The 14,598-nt window shown below is 62.6% G+C and carries 8 protein-coding genes and 1 pseudogene; 6 read left to right on the top strand and 3 right to left on the bottom strand.

Going from position 1 to position 14,598, the window contains the following annotated elements:
- Positions 1 to 122 precede the first annotated feature (122 nt).
- Positions 123 to 1,349 carry a cytochrome P450 gene (locus tag G6N68_RS17835; protein ID WP_205351369.1) on the top strand — a complete coding sequence of 409 codons (1,227 nt, stop codon included), beginning with the start codon at positions 123 to 125 and terminating at the stop codon, positions 1,347 to 1,349.
- A gap of 349 nt (positions 1,350 to 1,698) precedes the next feature.
- On the opposite strand, the gene G6N68_RS17830 is transcribed toward G6N68_RS17835, so the two are convergent.
- Both G6N68_RS17830 and G6N68_RS17825 read right to left on the bottom strand, forming a co-directional pair.
- On the bottom strand, positions 1,699 to 2,736 hold the full coding sequence (locus G6N68_RS17830) for a DUF732 domain-containing protein (protein WP_240355520.1): 1,038 nt from the start codon (positions 2,734 to 2,736) through the stop codon (positions 1,699 to 1,701).
- A 941-nt stretch (positions 2,737 to 3,677) separates the two neighbouring features.
- Positions 3,678 to 4,094 (bottom strand): DUF732 domain-containing protein, encoded by a 417-nt coding sequence (locus tag G6N68_RS17825; protein WP_163714975.1) that lies wholly within the window; start codon positions 4,092 to 4,094, stop codon positions 3,678 to 3,680.
- Positions 4,095 to 4,407: 313 nt separating this feature from the next.
- Here G6N68_RS17825 and G6N68_RS17820 point away from each other — a divergent pair, with 313 nt between their 5' ends.
- The 5 genes and pseudogenes from G6N68_RS17820 to G6N68_RS17800 all read left to right on the top strand — a co-directional run bounded on the left by G6N68_RS17820 (position 4,408) and on the right by G6N68_RS17800 (position 13,135).
- Complete coding sequence (locus tag G6N68_RS17820; RefSeq protein ID WP_163714973.1) at positions 4,408 to 5,178, top strand: esterase; 771 nt, start codon at positions 4,408 to 4,410, stop codon at positions 5,176 to 5,178.
- 138 nt (positions 5,179 to 5,316) lie between these two features.
- The gene (locus tag G6N68_RS17815) at positions 5,317 to 7,860 is read left to right on the top strand and encodes an excinuclease ABC subunit UvrA (RefSeq protein ID WP_163718762.1); all 2,544 of its coding nucleotides are present in this window, start codon (positions 5,317 to 5,319) and stop codon (positions 7,858 to 7,860) included.
- Positions 7,861 to 8,066: 206 nt separating this feature from the next.
- Complete coding sequence (locus G6N68_RS17810; RefSeq protein WP_240355519.1) at positions 8,067 to 8,486, top strand: MmpS family transport accessory protein; 420 nt, start codon at positions 8,067 to 8,069, stop codon at positions 8,484 to 8,486.
- Positions 8,483 to 11,413, top strand: a complete 2,931-nt coding sequence (locus G6N68_RS17805) for an MMPL/RND family transporter (protein ID WP_205351368.1) — start codon at positions 8,483 to 8,485, stop codon at positions 11,411 to 11,413. Before G6N68_RS17810 ends, G6N68_RS17805 begins: the two co-directional genes overlap by 4 nt.
- A 313-nt stretch (positions 11,414 to 11,726) precedes the next feature.
- A pseudogene (locus G6N68_RS17800) lies at positions 11,727 to 13,135 on the top strand (IS1380 family transposase).
- A gap of 167 nt (positions 13,136 to 13,302) precedes the next feature.
- Here the strand turns inward: G6N68_RS17800 and G6N68_RS17795 are convergent.
- Positions 13,303 to 14,427, bottom strand: coding sequence for a glycoside hydrolase 5 family protein (locus tag G6N68_RS17795; RefSeq protein ID WP_205351367.1), 1,125 nt, complete (start codon positions 14,425 to 14,427; stop codon positions 13,303 to 13,305).
- Positions 14,428 to 14,598: the final 171 nt, after the last annotated feature.

Here is a 14,598-nt window from a genome sequence, read left to right as displayed (position 1 = left end):
CGCCTTGCTTCCGCGTACCCGACGAATTACTTTTGCTGCCAAAGCAAGATTCGGCGTGTGCGAGAAATTCTAGGGCTGACGTAGCGGCAGACGGATGATGGCGCGGCGCAGAAGGGACCACCATGGTGAGCAAGTCGCCGGAGGAGCACGCCGAGAACCTCAACTTGCGTCACGAAGACTTCAACGACCAAGAATTTCTCTACGAGGTCTACGCAGTGATGCGGGAGAGCAAACCGTTCAGCCACCAGGATTGCCCCTTCGTAGGCCCTACGCCTGGGGGCGCGTGGGTCGCCACCCGCTACGACGACTGCTACGAGATCGCGCGTAACTGGCGCAGTTTCTCCAGTAGGCCGTTGACGATGGATGGTTCGTTGATGTGGTTCGGCGACATCGTGATCACCATCGATCCACCGCGGCAGCAGCAGCTTCGTAAAGTTCTCAACCCATATTTTTCTCCGGGTCGGATGAAGCAGTTGGAGCCTCAAGTGCGTGCGGTGACCGATGGATTGATCGACAACTTCATCGAGTCGGGCCGAGGCGACCTCGCCGACGTCGCGTGGCAGCAGCCTGGGATCGTGTTCTTCAGGTACCTCCTCGGCATGCCCGTCCAGGACGTGCCGTTCTACCTCGAGACGACGGACGTCGCGGTCAATGGCGAGAGCGAAGAGGTCCGGAACGCCGCGATGACGAATCTGTACCTACGGGTCCGCGAGGAGATCGACAGACGTCGTGGCGAACCGCCGCGTGACGACCTCATCGATGCGTTGCTCGACGCCGAGATCGAAGGTGAAAAGCTGAGGTTCGACGACGTTGTGGCGAATGTCATGCTCCTGGTTCAGGCTGGGCTCGAAACAACTTCGAGTGCAATGTCTTTCGCGTTCTTCTACCTGGGTTCACATGCTTCGGAGCGCGATCGTCTCGTGCGGGACGCCGAGTTGATGCCCACGGCGATAGAAGAATTCATCCGGTTCGCTGGTTCGATCCATGGACTCAACCGTTCAGTCACCGACGAGACTGAACTCAGCGGGCACAAATTCTCTCCCGGGCAGACGGTCGTCGTGAACTACGCAGCCGCCAACCGCGACCCGCGCGAGTTCGACCAGCCGGACAAGTGCATCCTCGACCGAGAGGCGAACCGTCACCTCGGCTTCGGAGCCGGCGTCCATCGCTGTCTAGGCTCCAATCTCGCCCGACTCGAGTTTCGGGTGGGCGTCGAACAGGTCCTGGCGCGGATGCCCGACTACGCTATTCCCGCTGGGGTGACAGCCGAGTTCCATGGCAATTCCGTCACGCGGGGCTACCGCACGCTGCCGGTCGTCTTCACGCCGGGTGTCCGCGTCAGCCAGTGAGGGATAGCGGGCAAATGGCCCACATCGGCTTGCGGCCAATGCAATAACGACGTACCAAGCGATGCCTGACATCTTGTCAAGTGTTACTTGACAACTCGCCCGAACCGCTTCTACGCGGCGACGGCGACCGAGCGGCGCATCGTGAACTATCGGCGGCAACGCTCAAACGCGAACAGCTGGAGCTGGCCGGCAAGAGCGCGCACGTCGTCCTCGACGATTGTCACCGAAAGTGAGTTTGCGGGAATAGGATTCGTGCAGCTGCTGATGCAGCCGGACAGGCATGCACCGGCAGGCTCCTTGAGCGCGCATCTCAGAGCAAGCTCTTGCGTTGCCAAAGCTCGCGTGGACGCTAAGGCGCGATTTGGATGATTCCTGGCCCTAAGGACCGCGGCGGCGTCGGGGCGGGTTCATTACCGCCACCGGATCCGCCACCGCCACCGGATCCGCCACTGCCGCCGGTGCCGCCACTGCCGGCACCCCCGCTGCCGATGCCGCCCTCACCTATGCCGCCACCACCAGCGGCACCACCAGGCTCAGGAGAGGCGGCGGGCGGTTCCACCTGTTGTGGTGGGGGCAGCTCTTTGGGAGTGGGCGGCGGCTCTTGGGGCGGGGGCGGCACCTCCGAAGGCGGCGGCGGTGGCAGCTGGCTGGGCGGCGGCGGTGGCACCTGACTAGGCGGAGGAGGGGTTTGCCTGGGCGCCTGCGACGGGGCGGGTGCCCGCGGTGGCTGAAGGATGTTCACGGGCGGAGGTGGCGTCGGAAATTCCGGCGGTTTGGGCGCGACCGTCTCACCTGCGGCGAACGTTCCAGGGACCGGCGCCGCAACGCCGCTTCGTGGGGTGCCTTCTGGGCCCTGCACCCACACATTGTTTGCGACGGATGCGCCAACGGTCATCGAGTGCGCTACCGACACCACGCGATTCGGTGTGAAACGTTCCTCGCGGATCGGCGTGCTGAGCACATCCGCACCCGGCGGCCGGTTCCGCCAGTTGCCCTGGGAAGCGATTGCGCCACGCGTGATCGCGGCGGCTGGCTCAGTTGTCGGGGGTGCAAGGTGGACCTGCAGTGAAGCGATCTTGCCCTGGTTGGCTGGGCAGTAGACATGCACGGCCGCTGTCACGAAGCGGGAGAAGGTGCGCGTGAGGCGGTCGCGCGGATATTCGCGCATCGCCGGGTTGTGGTCATAGGCGTAAGAGGTCATCGCATCGACGACCCCCTCTGCCGACACGCCGCCCGAAAGTTCGCCACAAACTTCATGGGCGACCGGAATTAAGCTTTGCGGATTCTCGAGAGCGGGAATGCCGTGTCTATCAAGCGATGCTAGAAACTCGTCGTCCTGGTTCGGGTCGGCATCTGCGCTGCTGCCTCGCAGGATTGCCGCGCCCATCAATATCACTGTGGCGATAGCCACGGATCCCACTCGGCCAGCGTTGCCGGTGATCATGAGCGTGGTTTCCGTTCTCTAGATCTTCGGGTTGGCGTGGTGATAAAACTCGACGTCAGACCGCCTGCGATACTCCGTGTTTTTATTCCTGTTACATTGGCGTAACATTCGAGCGAGGCAGTGTCAATGGCCAATTGGCCGGGATTCACGCCGTCTGATCGTCGGCTGACGGCGGGCTGCATTTCGCGTACGCGGGCGTTGTTTCGCGCACGCGCAGAAGCCATTTAGTCAGCGCGACTGGTTAAGAAAATCGGTCCGATCGGCTAGTTTTGACCCGCCCACACGCGCACGGAGGGTGCCTGCACAACATCGACGTTTCTATTGCGATCTTGGCCCGCGAAGCCTTGAGCCACGCGGCAAAACTCACCTAGTACCGACGACCATTGAGGCTTCCGCGAGGAGCGCCAAACAACTCCAATTCGACGGCGCTGAGCAGCGTGGCCAGACGACTCCTGAGAGAGTCGCGCCACGACGGAGGCGTATGGACGGGGACTCGATGCCGGAGGCGAGTGCTGCATACCGAACGCGTCACCACGTCGCGCCGATACGGCACGCTGGCGCGGTGGGCGAAGTCGTTAGCTTGCAGCGGCAGGCCGGTTAGCTATTGCTGCTGTTGGTCCTGGATTATCTGGAGATCAGTGACGATTGCCTCGCTTAGCTGGTCAAGGCTGGCGGGAGACTTCGGCGCAGGCGCCGGGCAGCTACAGGCTGTGGAGCCCGACGGGATGGGGTCAGCAATAGCTGGTGCCGCTAACCCGACAGCAGCCGCTCCTAGGGCAGCAGCGACGCCGGCCAACGCTTTCGTAATCATTTTCGTAGGTCTCCTTTTTGGGCTCGATTGATATTGTAGGTTCTGCCCCTCGTGGATGCAGCAAACTGCGACGTCAGGCCACGTTTGGCTCCTCCAGCGGCGTTCTTCTGATTATGGGAATCATCTCCGGGGCGTAGGCACTAATCGCCGCCGCCACCTGCCATGCAGCCTGATCCACGGTTAAGTCTGTGCCGTAGTAGATGTCGCGGGCGATGCTTGCGGCAGCTGCCGCGGGATTCGCTGACGTTCGCACCACACTAGCGATCTGCCGCCCGTGCAAGGCCAGGTCGCATTCGTTGTAGCCGGCTCGAGGACCAATGTTTCTCTGCGCCAGCAACCCGATGTAGAGGTGATCTTGGCCGGTCAGGCAATCGGCCGACGCTGGCCGTGGCGACGCGAGGGCAAGTGACGTCATGGCGAGCATTAGTACAAGACTGGCAGCCCATAGTCGGAAAAAACGGTCGCGCGAATTTGGACTATCGGTTGCCATTCTTGGCCCCTTTCGTTAACCCTGCACACTAATTCGGCAACTTCAAGGCCGGGTAGAGCCGAAAGTCCCCTCAAAGGTGTCAATAAGGGAAGCGCCCACGTGGAGGCGGTTACTGGAGCTGCGCAGGGCACTAGCTAACCCGCCCGACTCGACGACAACGGCGCACAAGAGCAATCTGGCGTGCACCGTAGCCCCCACGCCTAAAACTGACGGTGAAAAGGCAAATCTCCGCATCGTTTTGCTTCGCGAGAACACTGCACGTAATCTCGCGACGGCGGCGTGCCGCCGTGCATTGCTCGGAGGGGATTTAGTTATGCGTTTGTTCAGCGTTGCCGTACTCGTCGTGGCTGCGACCATCTTCGGCTCTTCTGTCGCCCCAGCGGCAGTTGCGGCGCCCAAGGACTACTGCGCCGACCTCAAGGGCAGCAACACGGGGCGCACCTGTGAGATTCAGATCTCCGACCCCGGATACAGCGTCGACATCAGCATGCCGTTGAACTACCCGGACCAGAAGCCCGTCGCCGAATTTATCTCCCAGACACGCGACGCGTTCGTCAACGCAGCCAAGTCGGGCGCGCCCCACGACAGACCCTATGAGCTGAAGATCAAGCCGACCGAATACAACTCGGCGATTCCCCCGCGTGGGACGCAGACTGTGGTGTTCCAGGTGTACCGGACCGACGCACAACCACAGACGACGTTCAAGGCGTTCAACTGGGATCAGACCTATCGCAAGGCGATCAAGTTCACGGCCGCCCGCGACGATAAACAAAACACGCCGTTGTGGCAGGTCGAGGATCCGCTGAAAACAGTGGCGCCGATCGTCCAGGCCGAACTGCAGAAGCAGCAGGCACCGCCGCCGGCCGGACCACCCGCGCCGGCCGGACAGTCGGCCACGACTACGCCACCACCGCCGTTGCCGATCTCGCCGACTGCGCTCTACGATCCCGCCAACTACCAGAACTTCGCGGTGGTCAACGACGGGGTGATTTTCTTCTTTGACCAGGGTGCGCTGCTACCCGACTCAGCCGGGGCGGTGCAGGTGCTCGTGCCCCGGTCGGCGATCGACCCGATGCTTGCTTGAGGCTTTTACGCCCTGGAAGTCGCTCCTGACGGGTCAGCCGTGTACCGAGGTCGCTAACGCGGCTTGAAGGAAGGAACCAGGCGACAACGCTCCGCAGAGTTTTCCTCGTCTCTCAGCATGGGTACTCGTCCGAGCGCGATGACAGAAACGTTCTACCGCGGCGCGGACGACATTGACCCCTGTGTGCGTGTTTACGGGACGCGGGTCCACAACCTACGGGGTGTCGACGTCGTAGCGCCACGTGATGCGCTGGTCGCGTTCACCGGAATCTCTGGGTCCGGCAAATCGTCGCTGGCGTTCGGGACCATCTATGCCGAGGCTCAGCGCCGCTATTTCGAATCGGTCGCTCCGTACGCGCGTCGTCTGCTATTGCCAACCGGCGCGCCAAAGGTAGATGACATCACGGGGCTACCGCCCGCAGTCGCATTGCAGCAGCGCCGGGGTTCGGCGACGTCGCGGTCGACGGTCGGCACGGTCACCACCCTGTCGAACCTGTTGAGGATGCTCTTCTCCCGCGCCGGCACCTACCCACGGGGCGCCACGGAACGACTGGATTCCGACGCCTTCTCCCCGAATACTGCGGTCGGTGCCTGCCCAGAATGTCACGGGCTCGGCCGGATTCACCGGGTGACCGAAGAGACGCTGGTGCCAGATCCGTCGCTGACCATCCGCGAAGGCGCCGTCGCAGCATGGCCTGGGGCATGGCAGGGGCAGAATCTGCGCGACATCCTGATCACGCTCGGCTACGACATCGACAAGCCGTGGCGGAAACTACCTAAGCGACAACGCAACTGGATCTTGTTCACCGATGAGCAGCCGACCGTCGAAATCGATCCGGGTCAGCACCCGGTACAGGCGGATTACTACTACAACGGCACATTCTCCAGCGCCGAGCGCCACGTCCGCCACACATTGGCAAACTCCCAGAGCGCGATGATGCGTCGCCGCGTGCTGCAATTCGTAGACAGCGTCGACTGCCCCTTGTGCGACGGCTCCGGGCTGCGACCGGAGGCGCTGAAGGTGACCTTCTCTGGGCGCACCATCGCCGAGTACGCGGCGTTGCCGTTGGCCGACCTCGCTGAAGTCTTGCGTCCGACGGCTTCGCGTGCCGACGCCGCTCCGGCATACGAGTCCACCGAATCCGGTGAGTTGACGGAGGTGGCCACCATGATCGCCGCCGACCTCGTCGCACGCTTGCAGGTACTCATCGACCTCGGCCTCGGCTATCTCACGCTCAGTCGCCGCACTCCGACGGTGTCGCCCGGGGAACTGCAGCGGCTGCGGCTGGCCACTCAACTGCGAGCCGGCTTGTTCGGCGTGCTCTACGTGCTCGACGAGCCGTCGGCTGGACTGCATCCCGCAGACGCAGAACCGCTACTCGACGTGCTCGATCGCCTACGGCGGGCGGGCAATTCGATATTTGTGGTCGAGCACGACATGGACGTGGTGCGTCGGGCGGACTGGATAGTCGACGTCGGGCCTGGGGCCGGCGAGCTTGGCGGGAACGTCCTCTATAGCGGGCCGGTGTCGGGTCTCGCCGACATCGACGGATCGATCACTCGCAGCTACCTGTTCGACCGAGCGGAGCTGCCCGCGCGTCAACCTCGTCGGCAGTCTGGGCGACTTCGGTTACGCGGCATCAACTTTCACAATCTACGTGACCTCGACGTGGACCTGCCGCTGGGCGTGTACACGGCGGTCACCGGAGTATCTGGTTCAGGCAAGTCGACGCTGGTGGTCAAGGTCCTCGGCGATGTCGTGAAGAGTCACCTCGGCACGGGATTCACGCCGGAGCCGGCCGAGTCCGGCGACGACGAAACCGACGCGGGGATCATCGATCTCGATCACGACGCCAGCGCGGGTGTGACCGCTGAAGGGATCGAGACAATCAACCGGCTGGTGTCGGTGGATCAGCGCCCGATCGGGCGCACCCCGCGCTCGACGCTGGCGACCTACACCGGCTTGTTCGACGCCGTGCGCCGCGAGTTCGCCGCCACCCCGAAGGCGCGTCGTCGCAGCTGGACCGCGGGCCGGTTTTCATTCAACGTCGCCGACGGTCGCTGCGCCACGTGCCAGGGGGAGGGGTTCGTGGCAGTTGAATTGTTGTTTCTGCCGGGCACATACGCCACCTGTCCGGCCTGTCAGGGTGCGCGCTACTCCGACGAGACTCTCGAGGTGCGCTACCGGGACAAGACGATCGCCGACGTGCTCGCGATGACTGTCGACGAGGCATCGGAGTTTCTTGCCGACGTCGCCAGCGCCTCGCGGAGTCTGACCACGCTCCAAGAGGTGGGGCTGGGCTATCTGCGTCTCGGGCAACCCGCGACCGAGCTGTCCGGCGGCGAGGCCCAGCGGATCAAGCTCGCCTCCGAACTGCAGCGCCCCCGGCGGGGACACACCCTCTACGTCCTCGACGAGCCGACCACCGGGCTTCATCCCGCCGACGTGGATCTGCTCGATGGCCAACTGCACCGCCTGGTCGACGCGGGCAATACCGTCGTCGTGGCCGAACACGACATGGGCATGGTTGCGGGCGCCGACTGGGTGATCGACCTGGGTCCGGGTGCCGGCAGCGACGGCGGTCAGGTGGTTGCGGCGGGACCGCCGGAAACGGTGGCACGTGCGAAACGCAGCCGTACCGCGCCCTATCTCGCGAAGCGATTGGCATCGGCTCGGACGTAACAGAGGCAACGCAGCTCTAATGTTGTAGGAGCGGAGACCCCGTGTCCCGTTTACAGGGGAAATGACCCGCAGTTAAGTAGTCAACTACTGAATCCAGTGCCGGCGACCCGTGCCGATAATGCTGATGGCCACCGCCGTGGAGCAACAGCAACGCCAAGTTTGACGGGACGGGTGCGATGAGATCGATGAAGCCCAAGGGTAGTTCGATGATCAGACGCATCTGGATACCGATCGTCATGGTGGTCGTCGTGGTGGTCGGAGGATGCGTCGTCTGGCGGCTGCACGGCGTCTTCGGCTCACATCAACGAGTTTCAAGCGCTGGCAACGCTGACGTGATCGTCGCGTTCAATCCCAAGCACGTCCTATTGGAAGTCTGGGGGCCAACCGGCGCCGTCGCCAACGTCAACTACTTGGATGCCGATGCTCAGCCGCAACGGGTGGACCATGCAATCATTCCGTGGTCGATCATGATTGTGACTACGTTGCCCGCGGTGATCGCCGACGTGGTGGCCCAAGGTGAGAGTGAGGCGCTCGGTTGTCGCATCACCGTCAACGGCGTGATCCGCGATGAGCGGATGGTGAAATCCTCTCACGCTCAAGCTAGTTGCTTAGTTAAGTCAGCGTGAGCACCGAACCTCGAGCCCGGCAGCTGTCTACTGTCGCCAAAACAATCCGGCGATTGTCCATACCAGTCATTCTGGCCTGGGTGGCACTGACCGTCGTCCTGAATATCGTTGCGCCACAGTTGCAAGAGGTCTCCCGAACGCACTCGGTCTCGTCGAGTCCCCGCGACGCTCCCTCGCTCATCGCCATGAATCGAATCGGGAAAAACTTCCAGCAATTCACTTCCGATACCACGGCAATGGTTGTCCTGGAAGGCAACGACAAGCTCGGCGACGACGCTCACAGGTACTACGACACTCTGATTACCGAGCTATCCCAAGACAAAGCCCATATCGAACATATCGAGAACTTCTGGGGCGATACCCTGACTGCGGCGGGCTCGCAGAGCGCTGACGGCAAAGCCGCGTATGTACAGCTGAATCTCGCCGGTGATCAAGGCAGCTCCCAGGCCAACGAGTCGGTTGCCGCAGTTCAACGCATCGTGGCAAGCGTTCCGGCGCCACCGGGGATCAAGGTATACGTGACCGGTCCTGGACCGAGCAACGCAGATCGGGTTATTTACGGCCAGCGCAGCCTGGAAAAGCTTACCGGCGTCACCATCGTGGTCATTGCGATCATGCTGCTGCTCGCATATCGCTCAATTCTGACTGTCGTGTTCGCACTGGTCACAGTAGGGATCGAATTGCTCGCGCTACAGGGTGTCATCGCGGCCCTCGCATTTCACGACCTTATCGAGTTGTCAACCTTCGCCGTCAATGTCCTTGTCGCACTGAGCATTGCGGCCTCTACGGACTACATCATTTTCCTCATCGGCCGCTACCAGGAGGCGCGCACGGCGGGTGAGGATCGGGAAGCCGCTTACTACAACATGTTCAGCGGAACCGCGCACGTGGTCCTCGGCTCGGGATTGACCGTTGCCGGAGCAATGTACTGCCTGAGTTTCACCAGGCTTCCTTTCTTCAACACCATGGCTGCATCATGTGCTATCGCGTTAGGCATGGTGGTCGTGGCTTCGCTTACCCTCGCACCGGCAATGTTTGTCGTCGCCAACCGGTTCGGGGCGTTCGATCCCAAACGTAAAGTCACCACGCGCCGTTGGCGGCGGATCGGCACCGTCGTGGTCCGATGGCCCCGTCCGGTGCTGGTCGGCACGGTCCTGATATCGATGATCGGATTGCTTGCGTTGCCCGGGTACCAAACCAGTTACAACGAACGCCTTTACATACCCGACGACACACCGTCCAATATCGGTTACCGCGCGTCGGACCGTCACTTTCCGCAAGCCCGCATGGAACCAGAGGTTCTGATGATCGAGGCGGATCACGACTTGCGGAACCCGGCGGACATGCTGCTCTTGGATCGGGTGGCCAGGGGCGTCTTCCACATACCCGGTGTCGCTCGCGTGCAAAGCATTACCAGGCCGCTGGGTGCTCCGATCGAACACAGCTCGATTCCCTTCCAAATCAGCCTGCAAAACGCCGAGACAATCAAGAACATCCGATATCTCAACGATCTGGTCGCCGACATGACCCAGATGACCGACGAACTGCAACACATGATCGATATCACCCAGCGCATGGAAGATTTGACCGGGCAGTTCACTGACGTCACACACGACATGCAAGGTCACAGCCAGCAGATGCAAGCCAATACCAACGAGTTACGGGACCACATAGCTGATTTCGACGACTTCTGGCGGCCCGTCCGCAGTTACTTCTATTGGGAACGCCACTGCTTCGACATTCCAATCTGCTGGTCGACGCGGTCTTTGTTCGAGGCCACAGATGGCGTCGACAAGCTCAGCGAGGATGTTGGCAACCTTGTTGACGACCTGGATCGACTCGATACGATCACGCCGCAAATTCTCGCGCAGTTCCCTCCGCTGATCGCAACGATGAAGACCGTCAAGGGAATTGCCCAAAAGATGACCAGCACGTTTTCCGGACTGATCACGCAAATGGACGACATGACCCGAAACGCAGCCACCATGGGACGAGTATTCGACGCGACCAAGAACGACGACTCGTTCTACCTGCCGCCCGAAGCTTTCGATAATCCAGACTTCCAACGAGGCCTGAAACTTTTCCTGTCCCCGGACGGCAGATCAGCGCGATTCGTCATAACCCACCAGGGCATTCCCGCGACAGCCGAAGGCATTTCACACATCGACCGGATCATGCAGGCCGCCGACGAGGCGGTGAAAGGCACCCCCCTTGAGGCAGCGAATATCTACCTATCCGGCACAGCTTCCACCTACAAAGACATCCAAGAGGGCTCGTGGTACGACCTCCTGATCGCGGTTGTCGCGTCGCTCTGCCTGATCTTCCTGATCATGCTGGCCATCACGCGAAGTGCGGTCGCCGCCGTCGTCATCATCGGCACGGTCACACTGTCGTTGGGCTCAGCCTTCGGTCTATCAGTTCTCTTCTGGCAGCACATTCTCCACATACCGTTGCACTGGCTCGTGCTCGCCATGGCGGTCATCGTCATGTTGGCCGTCGGGTCGGACTACAACCTGCTGCTGGTTGCCCGACTCCAGGAAGAAATCGGGGCGGGGCTCAAGACCGGCATGATCAGGTCAATGGCGAGCACCGGCAGGGTCGTCACTACCGCTGGCCTTGTTTTCGCCTTCACGATGGGCTCGATGGTGACCAGCGATCTGCTCGTCGTCGGCCAAATCGGCACCACGATAATGATCGGCTTGTTGTTCGACACCCTTGTCGTCCGCGCCTTCATGACTCCGGCCATTGCAACGCTGCTGGGTCGCTGGTTCTGGTGGCCACGGCGGGTGCACACCAACGCCCCTCGGTGGCCGGCCTCCAACCAGTCGGTCGCAAGTTGCCGCCTAGTCCATGACTCCGGCGCGCCCGGCCCAACGGACTCCAACGGGCAGGTCAGCAATGGGCGGCAAGTCGACGTCGTACCCTGACAACCTTCGATGCGCGTCAGTGTGCCTGTGCCACGGTGGCGGCGCCTATTTGCGGCATTCCGGTCCGACCCAGGTGTTCCGCCGGATATGCGATCGTGCCTGCTGCAACTGCTTAGCGGCCCACCTGTACTACGCCAGTGGCGAGATCGTCGTGGCCGCCGGTGGGCTTCGCAAATGAACCGCGGCTCTTTAGCCCGGATTTTTCGTGAAACGTTGTGAGTTTCGGGGTGTAGATATGCGAAAGTGCCTGTCCTGCAAGGAATAATTGGACTTCTCTAGGGTTCAGTCGTTCCAGCGGGAAGGCACCTCGCAGGTGAAGAATATCGCGGTCGGGTCGCGGGTGAAAGTTTCCGCCGACGGTTATGGTGTCGTGTCGCATGCCGGGATGGCCATGGTGCGTGAGCTCGCGGACCGCAGCGGGTTATCGGCGCAGGTCACCGCCGCGTTGGCAGATACCTACCGGGGCCCGTGGGTGTATGCGCCCGGGGAGGTGTTCGCTGATCTGGCTGCCGCGGTCGCCGATGGGGCGGACTGCATCGACGCGGTCGGACAACTGTGCGGCGACCGTGAGCATGTCCTGGGTGCCAAAGCCTCCACGACCACGATGTGGCGGCTAATCGATGAGCGCATCGATGCTTCGCACCTACCGCGGGTGCGTGCCGCCCGGGCTGCGGCCCGCGCAGCGGCCTGGGCCGCGGGCGCCGCCCCCGCACCGGGTGGCTGGTTGCACATCGACATCGACGCCACCCTGGTCCTCGATCATTCCGATAACAAGGAGAAGGCAGGGGCGACCTGGAAAAAGACCTACGGTCACCACCCGCTGCTGGCCTTCGTGGACCGCCCCGAGATCGCCGGCGGGGAAGCGCTGGCCGGCCTACTGCGCCCCGGTGGCGCGGGCTCCAACACCGCAGCTGACCACGTCAGTGTCCTAGCGCAGGCACTGGCCGGCCTGCCGGCGCGATGGCGGCCGGACCCCGATCATCGCGACGACCCCGACAAGCCGGCGGTGCTGGTGCGCTGCGACACCGCCGGGGCCACCCACGACTTCGCCGACGCCTGCCGCGCCGCGGGCGTGGGGTTCTCCTTCGGCTACCCCGTGGATTGGCGGGTGCAGGACGCTGTGGACACTCTCAACATCGGGCAGTGCTGGTATCCGACGATCGACACCGACGGTGGTATCCGCGAGGGCGCCTGGGTCGCCGAGGCCACCAACCTGGTCAACCTGTCATCGTGGCCCGGCGGGGACCCGGCTGATCCTGCGCAAGGAAAGGCCCCATCCGGGTGCGCAGTTGCGGTTCACCGACGCCGACGGGATGCGGGTCACCGCGTTCATCACCGACACACCGCCCGGTGTGGTCGCCGGGCCAGGTGGCAGGTCTGGAACTACGCCACCGCCAACACGCCCGCGTCGAAGACCGCATCCGCGAACTCAAAGCCACCGGCCTGCGCAACCTGCCGTGTCAGGCATTCGACGCCAACGCCGCCTGGCTGGAAATCGTCCTGGCCGCAGCCGATCTGGTCACCTGGTGCCAGCTCATCGGATTCACCGGCCACCCCGGCCTGACCCGTGCCGAGATCGCTACCTTCCGCTACCGAGTCCTGCACGTCGCAGCCCGCATCACCCGCGGCGCCCGCCGAACCCGACTACGCATCGACGCCACCTGGCGATGGGCCGCAGCCATCGCCACCGCATGGCAACACATCCGCACCGCCTTCGGTTGACCGACAACCCAGCTGACCAACCGAGCACGAAAGACCACCGGCCCTGGGAAAGCCCGCCAACCCGGCGACACGGGACAACCCCAACACGCCCTAAACCACACAAACCCCAGACACCACGCACCCCATCGCCAAGTCCGACCGAAATCACCCTCGACGAAAAATCGAGGTTAGAGCCTGCTCAACTTGCCAATCGTCTCAATCTCGGAGTCCCGGTATGGCCGTCCATCGCCTCGAACCAGGTCTTGAAACCACGGTTCCGGAACCGTCGTGTACGGATGGTCCCAGGAGTCCCACGGCAGGTAGGTCTGAGTCTTCCCGGCGAACAAGCCCCAGGCGAACGCTCCTATGTTGTGGCGCTTGGCAATTGGCAAGATCTCCTCAACGGTGTTGCCGCGCGTCCGCGCCAGGTACTCGGTGCAGAGAATTGGCCGGCCCAGCGGCAATAGTTCCTCGATCCGAGCCTCAAATCCCGCCGGCTTGTCATAGCAGTGGAACGTGATGATGTCGGAGCTTTCCAGTTGAATATTGGCGATTGTGCTGCGGCGCTGGGGATCTCCCCATTCGCCGTCCCACACCCCGCTCGTCAGCGGCTGAGACGGTTCCACCGATCGCGCCCACCCGAACACCAAGGAAAGCAGATCGGCGACCCGATCTAGCTTGTCTTTCCGCTCGACCTTGCGGTACTCACGCGCCGGATTGTCGGGCTCATTCCACAGGTCCCAACCCAAGATGCGATTGTCGGTGCGGAATTGGCCCACCACTCCCGTCACGTAGTTACGCAGAGTGCGGCGGTAGTCGAGATCGTCGAGGTGCTGAGCTCCTGGGCTTTGCACCCAACGTGAGTTGTGGATCCCGGGTCGCGGCGCCGGTTGGCGACCCAGTTTGGGAAACGGATCCCAACAGGAGTCGAACAAGACAAAGAGCGGCTTGATGTGATGGCGGGCAGCGATGGCGACAAACTGCGCGAGACGCGCTTGAAATCCAGCGGAATCCTGTGCCCACAGCAGATCGTGCAGGAAGACGCGTACGGCGTTGAGCCCGTGTGCCTCGGCCCACCCGAGTTCGCTATCGATGCGTCGCGGGTCGAACGTGTCGGCCTGAAACATCTCGAGCTGGTTGACGGCGTTCGAGGTGATGTAGTTGGCGCCGACGGGCCAGGCTTGCGCTTCGTACCAGCGGTTGGCTCGCTCAGGTGACCACCGGCTTTGCTCTGCTGCGGCACGGGGCGCCGGCGTCAGCGTCGGAGCTGTCCCCAGCAGCAGGGATAGCTTCAGTACCATTCGACGCCGCACGCAGTGAAAATAGTGCCTCGACGGACGTGGTGGGCAACTAGCTCCAACAATCGCCCATTTGGTCGCTGTACGTGGCGCTGGTCGGGGGTGCGCACCGTCGGACTCCCCCAAGGTGTACCCGAGAGCTGCCGTGCCCACCTGGCAGTCCGGGCAGTAGGTTGCCGCGACGAA

Source organism: Mycobacterium bourgelatii (assembly GCF_010723575.1).
In the GTDB taxonomy this organism is placed as follows: domain Bacteria; phylum Actinomycetota; class Actinomycetes; order Mycobacteriales; family Mycobacteriaceae; genus Mycobacterium; species Mycobacterium bourgelatii.
Note: the sequence above shows the minus strand (reverse complement) of the source record. Positions and strands in the feature narration are given on the sequence as shown.

Excerpts from the sequence above, each read along its gene's own strand:
- G6N68_RS17825 (WP_163714975.1), bottom strand. The coding sequence starts at position 4,094 with ATGGCAACCGATAGTCCAAATTCGCGCGACCGTTTTTTCCGACTATGG.
- G6N68_RS17815 (WP_163718762.1), top strand. The coding sequence starts at position 5,317 with ATGACAGAAACGTTCTACCGCGGCGCGGACGACATTGACCCCTGTGTG.
- G6N68_RS17830 (WP_240355520.1), bottom strand. The coding sequence starts at position 2,736 with ATGGGCGCGGCAATCCTGCGAGGCAGCAGCGCAGATGCCGACCCGAAC.
- G6N68_RS17820 (WP_163714973.1), top strand. The coding sequence starts at position 4,408 with ATGCGTTTGTTCAGCGTTGCCGTACTCGTCGTGGCTGCGACCATCTTC.
- G6N68_RS17835 (WP_205351369.1), top strand. The coding sequence starts at position 123 with ATGGTGAGCAAGTCGCCGGAGGAGCACGCCGAGAACCTCAACTTGCGT.
- G6N68_RS17810 (WP_240355519.1), top strand. The coding sequence starts at position 8,067 with ATGATCAGACGCATCTGGATACCGATCGTCATGGTGGTCGTCGTGGTG.